The sequence below is a fragment of the Mycobacterium sp. NPDC003449 genome (assembly GCF_053588415.1).
This window is the reverse complement of the sequence record NZ_JBSFPX010000257.1, coordinates 1-8333: the sequence shown is the minus strand read 5'-3', so window position 1 is coordinate 8333 and position 8333 is coordinate 1. Positions and strand designations below refer to the sequence as shown.

The window sequence follows — 8333 nt, the reverse complement described above, 5'->3', positions numbered from 1 at the left end:
GCAGGTCGAGCACCCGGTCACCGAGCTGGTCACCGGGATCGACCTGGTGCACCAACAGATCCGGATCGCCGCGGGTGAGAAGCTCGCGCTGGCCCAGGAAGACATCGTGATGACCGGGCATGCGATCGAGGCCCGGGTCTACGCCGAGGATCCGGCCGCCGGGTTCCTGCCGACCGGGGGACCGGTGCTCGGGCTGAGCGAACCCGCCGGGGCAGGCGTCCGCATCGATTCCGGTCTGGCCGCGGGCACCGTGGTGGGCAGCGACTACGACCCGATGCTCGCGAAAATCATTGCGCACGGCGATGACCGGACCGCCGCGCTGCATACGTTGGACCGGGCGCTGGCCGACACCGCGGTGCTGGGACTGACCACCAACATCGAGTTCCTGCGGTTTCTGCTGGCCGACGCCGATGTGGTGGCCGGCCGGTTGGACACCGGTCTGCTCGACCGGCGCGCACCGGAATTCGTCCCGGCCGCGGTGGGCGACGAGCAGCTCATCGCGGCCGCGGCCTACCTCTGGGCACGGCACTGGGCCGCCGCCGGTGACAACCTGTGGCAGGTACCGGCCGGCTGGCGGGTGGGTGAACGCGCCCCGGCCACCTTCCGCCTGCAGGCCGCCGACCGCACCGATCACGTGTACTTCACCGGCCACCCCGGGCACGCGACCGCGGCCGTCGAACACGGCGAATCCCACACGGCCAGCGTGGCTTTGACCGATGATCGGCTGGCGGTCATGTTGGACGGGCTGCGCACCGAATACCAGGTGGCCGCCACCGATGGCCGGCTCTGGTTGTCCGGTGCCGGGCGCACCTGGTTCGTCGAGGCGGTGCGCGAGGCGTCCGTGCGTCCCGATGACGAGCGAGGCGGAGACGCCGAGCTGGTCAGCCCCATGCCGGGCTCGGTCGTCGCCGTGGGGGTCGAGCCGGGAGCCGAGATCGGCGCGGGCACCGTCGTCGTCACCGTCGAGGCGATGAAGATGGAGCATGCGCTGACCGCCCCGGTCGACGGGGTGGCCGAACTGCTCGTCGCGGTCGGCGACCAGGTCAAGGTGGGCCAGCCGCTGGCCCGAATCACCGCTGCAATCAAGGAGCCCAGTCATGACTGACTTTCTGTCGACCGGCACCCTGCCGGACCACTATGCGCAACTGGCCGAGACCGTCCGCGACTTCGCCAGGAACGTCGTCGCGCCGGTGGCCGCCAAACACGATGAGGAGCACTCGTTCCCGTACGAGGTCGTCGCCGGGATGGCCGATATGGGCCTGTTCGGCCTGCCGTTCCCCGAGGAGTACGGCGGTATGGGCGGGGACTATTTCGCGCTGTGCCTGGCGCTGGAGGAACTCGGCAAGGTCGACCAGAGCGTGGCCATCACCCTGGAGGCCGGTGTGTCGCTGGGCGCCATGCCGGTGTACCGGTTCGGCAACGAGGCGCAGAAGCAGGAGTGGCTGCCGCTGCTGGCCGGCGGCACGGCGCTCGGCGCGTTCGGCCTGACCGAGGCCGGCGGCGGCAGCGACGCCGGCGCCACCAGGACCACCGCGAAGCTCGACGGTGACAGCTGGGTAATTAATGGCTCCAAGCAGTTCATCACCAACTCCGGCACCGACATCACCAAGCTCGTCACGGTCACGGCGGTCACCGGTGAAACCGATGGGAAGAAAGAGATCTCGTCGATCCTGGTGCCGGTCCCCATCGACGGTTTCACCGCCGAGCCCGCCTACAACAAGGTCGGCTGGAATGCCTCGGACACCCATCCGCTGAGCTTCGACGACGTCCGGGTGCCCGCCGAGAACCTGCTCGGTGAACGCGGCCGCGGCTACGCCAACTTCCTGCGCATCCTCGACGAGGGCCGCATCGCGATCGCGGCACTGTCGGTCGGCGTGGCGCAGGGCTGTGTCGACGAATGCGTGCGCTACGCCAAGGAACGCGAAGCGTTCGGCGCCAAGATCGGCACCTACCAGGCCATCGCCTTCAAGATCGCCCGGATGGAGGCCCGCGCCCACACCGCCCGCGCCGCGTACTACGACGTGGCCGCACTCATGCTGGCCGGCAAGCCGTTCAAGAAGGCGGCGGCGGTCGCCAAGCTGGTGTCCAGCGAGGCCGCGATGGACAACTCCCGCGACGCCACCCAGATCTTCGGTGGCTACGGCTTCATGAACGAATACCCGGTGGCACGACACTACCGGGACAGCAAGATCCTCGAAATCGGTGAGGGGACAACGGAGGTGCAGCTGATGCTGATCGCGCGAGAGGCGGGCCTGTGAGCGAAGAGAAGAAGGTCGTCGAGCAACGCGGGCTCTGGTTCGAGGAGTTCGAGACCGGGGTGCGCTACCTGCACCGGCCCGGCCGCACCATCACCGAGGCCGACAATGTGCTCTTCACGACGCTGACGATGAACACCCAGGCACTGCACCTGGATGCGGCGTTCTCCGATGCGTTGCCGCCGTTCAACGCCCGGCTGGTCAACTCGATGTTCACGCTGTCGACCCTGGTCGGGCTCTCGGTGGCGCAGCTCACCCAGGGCACCATCGTCGGCAATCTCGGCTTCTCCGAGATCTCTTTCCCCAAACCGCTTTTCCACGGTGACACGCTCTACGCCGAAACCGAGATCACCGAGAAGCGGGCGTCCAAGAGCCGGCCGGGGGAGGGCATCGTCACCTTCGCCCACACCGGCCGCAATCAGCACGGCGATGTCGTGGCGACCGCGTCCCGCAAGACCATGGTGCGGATGCGCCCGGAAGGAGTCTCCTGATGGCGTTCGCGGCGACCGGCCCCGGTTGGTTGTTCTGCCCGGCGGACCGTCCGGAGCGGTTCGAAAAGGCCGCCGCGGCGGCCGATGTGGTGATCCTCGACCTGGAGGACGGCGTCGCCGCCGAAGACCGGGCGTCGGCGCGTGAGGCGCTGATCGAGACCAGGCTCGACCCGACCCGCACCGTCGTGCGGGTCAACCCGGCCGGCACCGCCGACCATGAAGCCGACCTCAAGGCGGTCGCGGCGACCGAGTACACCACGGTGATGCTGGCCAAGTCCGAACACCCCGAACAGGTGGCCGCACTCGGGCCGCTGGAGGTGGTGGTCCTCATCGAGACCCCGATGGCCGCGCTCAACGTGGTCGAACTGGTCCGGCCCGACAACGCGTTCGCGGTGATGTGGGGTGCCGAGGATCTGTTCGCGGCGACCGGCGGAACCGACAACCGGTGGCCCGACGGCAGCTACCGCGACGTGGCCCGGCACGTGCGGTCGCAGACTCTGCTGGCGGCCAAGGCCTACGGACGGATGGCTCTGGACTCGGTGTATCTGGACATCAAGGATCTGGAGGGCCTGCGCGCCGAGGCCGACGATGCCGTCGCGGTCGGATTCGACGCGAAAGTCGCCATCCATCCAAGCCAGGTCGCGGTGATCCGGGCGGCCTATGAGCCGACCGCCGAGCAGGCGCAATGGGCGCGACACGTACTGGCCGAGGCCCGCGTTCAGCGCGGCGTGTTCCAGTTCGGGGGCATAATGGTGGATGCCCCAGTGCTGCGACGTGCCGAGCGGATCGTCCAGCTAGCGCCACACCCAGGCGACTAGCCGGCGGCCTCTCACCAGGGGTTTTGTTCGTACCGCCGCTGCGCTGAGCACCTCACGGACCGACGGCCGAACATGCCGTCACCGAACAGGAGGCGGTATGGCTCAGCCATTTGCGGCGCCGCAGAGCGTCGATCTGGATCCGGTACGGCTGGTCGAGGCCGACGGGTCACCCACCACGGAAACGCGGTACAGCCGCGACCTGCCCCCCGAAACGCTGGGCTGGCTGTACGAGTCGATGGTCGTGACGCGCGATCTGGACGTCGAGTTCGTCAACCTGCAACGGCAGGGCGAGCTGGCGCTGTTCGCGTCCTGTCGGGGCCAGGAGGCCGCCCAGATCGGTGCCGCGGCCTGCCTGCGCAAGACCGACTGGCTGTTTCCGCAATACCGCGAGATTGGCGCGTTCCTGCTGCGCGGCATCACCCCGGGCCAGATGGGTGCGGTGTGGCGCGGCAAATGGCACGGTGGCCTGGACTTCACCAGCAGGTGCGTGGCACCCATCGCGATCCCGATCGGCACCCACGGGCTGCACGCGGTCGGCGCGGCGATGGCCGCCCAGCGCCTCGGCGAGGATTCGGTGACGGTCGCGTTTCTGGGCGACGGCGCCACCAGTGAGGGCGACGGGCACGAGGCGCTGAACCTGGCGGCGGTGTTCGGTGCGCCGTGCGTGTTCTTCGTCCAGAACAACCAGTGGGCCATCTCGGTGCCCGTCAGCCGCCAGCAGGCCGGGCCCTCGATCGCGCACCGCGCGATCGGCTACGGCATGCCCGGTGTCCGCGTCGACGGCAACGATGTGCTGGCCTGTTATGCGGTGATGTCCGAGGCCGCCGAACGGGCCAGGAGCGGCGGCGGGCCGACCCTGATCGAGGCGATCACCTACCGGATGGGCCCACACACCACCTCCGACGACCCGAGCCGGTACCGGTCGGACGACGACGTGCAGGAGTGGCTGGCCCGGGACCCGATCGCGCGTTACCGCCGCTATCTGGAGGCGGCCGGGATATGGACCGAGCGGCTGCAGGAACGGGTCGGCGCCAGATCGGCCCGGTTGTGCGCCGAACTGCGCGACGCGATCGTGGGCGCGCCCGATGTCGACCCGGCCGAGATGTTCGACAACGTGTACGCCGAGATCACCCCGGATCTGGCGGCGCAACGCGATCAGTTGCTGACCGAGCTGGCCAAGGAGGCGTGAGAACATGACCCAGATCATCGACCGTCCTGCCGCACAGGGTGATTCGCCGGAGCCGTGGGACCGGGTCCTGACCTCGATCGGATCGCCGGTACCGGCCCGCGAACTGACCATGGTCCAGGCGATCAACCGGGCTCTGCACGACGCCATGGCCGCCGACGAGCGGGTGCTGGTGTTCGGCGAGGACGTCGCCGGGCTGGGCGGCGTCTTCCGGGTGACCGAGGGTTTGGCCGAAACCTTCGGCACTGAACGCTGTTTCGACACACCGCTGGCCGAATCGGCGATCGTCGGGATCGCGATAGGGCTGGCGGTCCGCGGGTTCACCTCGGTGCCGGAGATCCAGTTCGACGGCTTCAGCTACCCGGCTTTCGACCAGATCGTCAGCCACCTGGCGAAATACCGGATGCGCACACACGGCGACATCGCCATGCCGGTGACGCTGCGGATCCCGTCGTTCGGCGGTATCGGCGCCGTCGAACACCACTCCGAATCCACCGAGAGCTATTGGCTGCACACCGCAGGGCTCAAGGTCGTGGTTCCTTCGACCCCGTCCGACGCGTACTGGCTGCTGCGGCAATCGATCACCAGTCCTGACCCGGTGATTTTCCTGGAACCGAAACGGCGGTACTGGGCGCGCGAGGCCGTCGACACCACGACACCCGGCCTGCCGATCGGGCGGGCCGCGGTGCGGCGCACCGGCACCGACGTCACGGTGCTCACCTACGGAGGCCTGGTCGCCACCGCACTGAACGCGGCCGAGTTGGCCGATCAGCGCGGCTGGAGCCTGGAGGTCGTCGACCTGCGCTCACTGAACCCGCTCGACTTCGACACGGTCGCGGCCTCGGTGCGCCGCACCGGCCGTGCCGTGGTGCTGCACGAGGGGCCGCGCACACTCGGATTCGGTGCCGAACTCGCCGCCCGCATCTCCGAGGAACTCTTCTACGAATTGGAGTCACCGGTGTTGCGCGCCACCGGTTTCGATACGCCCTACCCGCCCGCACGGCTGGAGAAACTGTGGCTGCCCGGCGTCGACCGGCTGCTGGACTGCGTCGAGCGTGCGATGGGGCAGCCGTGAGCTCCCGTGAGTTCCTGGTCCCCGACCTCGGCGAGGGACTTCAGGACGCCACCATCACCAGCTGGGAGGTCGCGGTGGGCGACGCCGTCGAACTGAACCAGACGCTGTGCACGGTGGAGACCAACAAGGCCGAGGTGGAGATCCCGAGCCCGTACGCCGGGCAGGTGCTCGAACTCGGCGGCGCGGCGGGAGACACGCTGGCCGTGGGATCGCTGCTGGTGCGGATCGCCACCACGGCGGCGCAGACGGTGAACGGGGCCGGCACACCACGCAAACCGGTGCTGGTCGGCTACGGCACCGATGACGCCATGGACGCGAGCCGGCGGGGCAGGCCGAACCCCGAGACGCCGCCACCGGGCCGGGCCAGGGCCAAACCACCGGTGCGCAAGCTCGCCGCCGACCTGCATGTCGACCTGACCGCGCTGACACCGGGATCCGGACCCGAGGGCATCGTGACGCGCGAAGATGTGCTCGCCGCGTCGGACGGTTCCGAGCTGCGCGACGTCCGCGGCGTCCAGGCCGAGATGGCCCGCCGAATGACGCTGTCCCACCGGGAGATTCCCGATGCCCACGCCCGCGTCGAGGTGGATTGCACCGCGCTGCTGCGGCTGCGGGACCGGATCCGGGCCGCCGACGCCGAACTGCCGGTCACCCCGTTCGTGCTGACACTACGGCTGCTGACGATCGCTTTGGGTCGGCACCCGATCCTGAACTCGACCTGGCTGCAGACCACCGGCGGCGATCCGCAGATCCACCAGCATCCCGACCTGCACCTGGGCTTCGGGGTGGCCGCGCCGCGGGGCCTGCTGGTCCCGGTGGTGCGGGATGCGCACGGCCTGACCACCAGACAGCTGGCCGATGCGGTGGCGCGGCTGGTCGAGCGGGCCAGGGCGGGCACCCTCACGCCGGCCGAGCTGACCGGCTCGACGTTCACGGTGTCGAACTTCGGTGCCCTCGGCCTCGACGACGGTGTCCCGGTGATCAACTACCCGGAGGCGGCGATTCTGGGCATGGGGTCGCTGCGCCCCCGGCCGGTGGTGGTCGACGGCAGTGTGGTGGCCCGCCCGACCATGTCACTGACCTGCGCCTTCGACCACCGCATCGCCGACGGCGCGCAGGCGGCGGCATTCCTGCGGGAGCTGCGCGGTCTGGTCGAGGACCCCGAGCTGGCGCTGCTGGACCTGTAGACGGACGCGTTACTTGCGCTTGGCGGCCGCCAGGCGCCGGGCGAATTCGGGGGATTCGATCGAGGTGGCCTGCGGGCCGAGCTCGGTGTCCACGGCGATCCGGTGCTGGTCGATGTCGACCGTCCCGGGATTCGCCGTCGCCCGCATCGAGGCCTTCGTTGCGATCACCACATCCCGTGGTGCGGCGGCCGGACCGGCGGCCAGTTCGACGGCGGCCGCGACCGGATCCTCGGCGATCGACAGCGCCAGGCCATGGCGCAGCGCGGCGTCGGCGTCGAACCGCATACCGAACAACAGCGCCGCCCGGGCCACCTGGGGGCCGACGGCGCGCTGCAACATCCACGTCGCCCCGCCACCGGGATGGATACCCAGCTTCTGAAAACGGGGGTCGAACAGCGCGGCCGGGCCGGCGATGCGCACATCGGCGGCCAGCGCCAGGTTGAGACCGGCACCGACCGCGGCGCCGTTGACCGCGGCGATCGTCGGCAACGCGCAGTGCGCGACGGCCAGGAACCCGTCGTAGATCCGGCGCAGACCGTCCTCGGTCGCCTCACCCAGCGCCGTGAGATCGGCGCCCGCGCAGAACGCCTTGCCCGCACCGGTGACGATGACCGCGTGCACATCGGGGTTGGCCTCCGCCGCATCGATGGCGTCGCGCAGTCCCGCCGACATTTCGAAGGTCACCGCATTGCGGCGGTCGGGATCGTTGACGGTGATCACTGCGACGCGATTGTCGACCTGCGTGAGTACGAGTTCGGACACAGCCCGAGCCTAGCCGCACCGCCACCCGAGTGGGTCAGGCAGGCGGCGGCACCGGATCCGCCGGCACGGGAAGGTTCTCCGCCAGGCCCGGCGGAATGTTCGTTCCTGGCGGGGGAGCGGTGCCCGGAAGCGGTTGACCGAGTTGTTCTTTGGGCACCTGGCCGAGCATTCCGCCGTGCAGGTTCCCATTGCGGTACAGCGTGTGCATCTGGCGCAGCCAGTCCAGCCCGGAGATGTCGGCGTTCTCCTCGCCGGGTTGCACGCCGACCACGGTGCCCTGTCCTGGCGCCGATGGCTTCTCGTTCTGCGGGAAGAAGTTCCCGTTGTTGAACGCCCTGAGGCCCGGCGCGTCGGTGGGAGGCGGTCCTCCTGGCGCCGACGGAACCGGGTACTGACCGAGCAGCGCGCCAGGACTCATGTCGATTCCGTCGGGGACACCCAGCTTACCGGAGGTCGCCGGTGTTCCGGTCGCAGGGGCACCGCTCGGGCCAAACGGGCTGTCGGTGCTGGGTCAGACCGGAACACCGGCGACCTCCGGTAAGCTGGGTGTCCCCGACGG

General features: G+C 69.5%; 9 protein-coding genes. 7 read left to right on the top strand and 2 right to left on the bottom strand.

Annotated features, from left to right (window positions below; all coding sequences use genetic code 11):
* From ACWDTP_RS35525 to ACWDTP_RS35495, 7 genes are all read left to right on the top strand, one after another.
* Nucleotides 1–1105: biotin/lipoyl-containing protein (locus ACWDTP_RS35525; RefSeq protein ID WP_450027911.1), on the top strand; the 1105-nt coding region annotated here is incomplete at its 5' end.
* Complete coding sequence (locus ACWDTP_RS35520; RefSeq protein ID WP_450027910.1) at nt 1098–2258, top strand: acyl-CoA dehydrogenase family protein; 1161 nt, start codon at nt 1098–1100, stop codon at nt 2256–2258. The genes ACWDTP_RS35525 and ACWDTP_RS35520, both read left to right, overlap by 8 nt.
* Nucleotides 2255–2746: a MaoC family dehydratase gene (locus ACWDTP_RS35515; protein ID WP_450027909.1), complete on the top strand. Its 492-nt coding sequence runs from the start codon at nt 2255–2257 to the stop codon at nt 2744–2746. The genes ACWDTP_RS35520 and ACWDTP_RS35515 overlap by 4 nt, the downstream gene beginning before the upstream one ends.
* Nucleotides 2746–3564: an HpcH/HpaI aldolase/citrate lyase family protein gene (locus ACWDTP_RS35510; protein ID WP_450027908.1), complete on the top strand. Its 819-nt coding sequence runs from the start codon at nt 2746–2748 to the stop codon at nt 3562–3564. The genes ACWDTP_RS35515 and ACWDTP_RS35510 overlap by 1 nt, the downstream gene beginning before the upstream one ends.
* Before the next feature lie 97 nt (nt 3565–3661).
* Nucleotides 3662–4753 (top strand): pyruvate dehydrogenase (acetyl-transferring) E1 component subunit alpha, encoded by a 1092-nt coding sequence (gene pdhA / locus ACWDTP_RS35505; protein ID WP_450027907.1) that lies wholly within the window; start codon nt 3662–3664, stop codon nt 4751–4753.
* 4 nt (nt 4754–4757) lie between these two features.
* Nucleotides 4758–5825 carry an alpha-ketoacid dehydrogenase subunit beta gene (locus ACWDTP_RS35500; RefSeq protein WP_450027906.1) on the top strand — a complete coding sequence of 356 codons (1068 nt, stop codon included), beginning with the start codon at nt 4758–4760 and terminating at the stop codon, nt 5823–5825.
* Nucleotides 5822–7012 (top strand): dihydrolipoamide acetyltransferase family protein, encoded by a 1191-nt coding sequence (locus ACWDTP_RS35495; protein WP_450027905.1) that lies wholly within the window; start codon nt 5822–5824, stop codon nt 7010–7012. Before ACWDTP_RS35500 ends, ACWDTP_RS35495 begins: the two co-directional genes overlap by 4 nt.
* 9 nt (nt 7013–7021) lie before the next feature.
* On the opposite strand, the gene ACWDTP_RS35490 is transcribed toward ACWDTP_RS35495, so the two are convergent.
* Entirely contained in the window at nt 7022–7774 is a 753-nt protein-coding gene (locus ACWDTP_RS35490) for an enoyl-CoA hydratase (protein WP_450027904.1), read from the bottom strand.
* Between the two features lie 34 nt (nt 7775–7808).
* A complete protein-coding gene (locus ACWDTP_RS35485; protein WP_450027903.1) occupies nt 7809–8192 on the bottom strand; it encodes a hypothetical protein in 384 nt (127 codons plus the stop codon).
* Nucleotides 8193–8333: the final 141 nt, after the last annotated feature.

What these genes read in the sequence shown, in the direction of transcription:
- ACWDTP_RS35520 (WP_450027910.1), top strand. Translation starts at nt 1,098, where the DNA reads ATGACTGACTTTCTGTCGACCGGCACCCTGCCGGACCACTATGCGCAA.
- ACWDTP_RS35510 (WP_450027908.1), top strand. Translation starts at nt 2,746, where the DNA reads ATGGCGTTCGCGGCGACCGGCCCCGGTTGGTTGTTCTGCCCGGCGGAC.
- pdhA (WP_450027907.1), top strand. Translation starts at nt 3,662, where the DNA reads ATGGCTCAGCCATTTGCGGCGCCGCAGAGCGTCGATCTGGATCCGGTA.
- ACWDTP_RS35500 (WP_450027906.1), top strand. Translation starts at nt 4,758, where the DNA reads ATGACCCAGATCATCGACCGTCCTGCCGCACAGGGTGATTCGCCGGAG.
- ACWDTP_RS35485 (WP_450027903.1), bottom strand. Translation starts at nt 8,192, where the DNA reads ATGAGTCCTGGCGCGCTGCTCGGTCAGTACCCGGTTCCGTCGGCGCCA.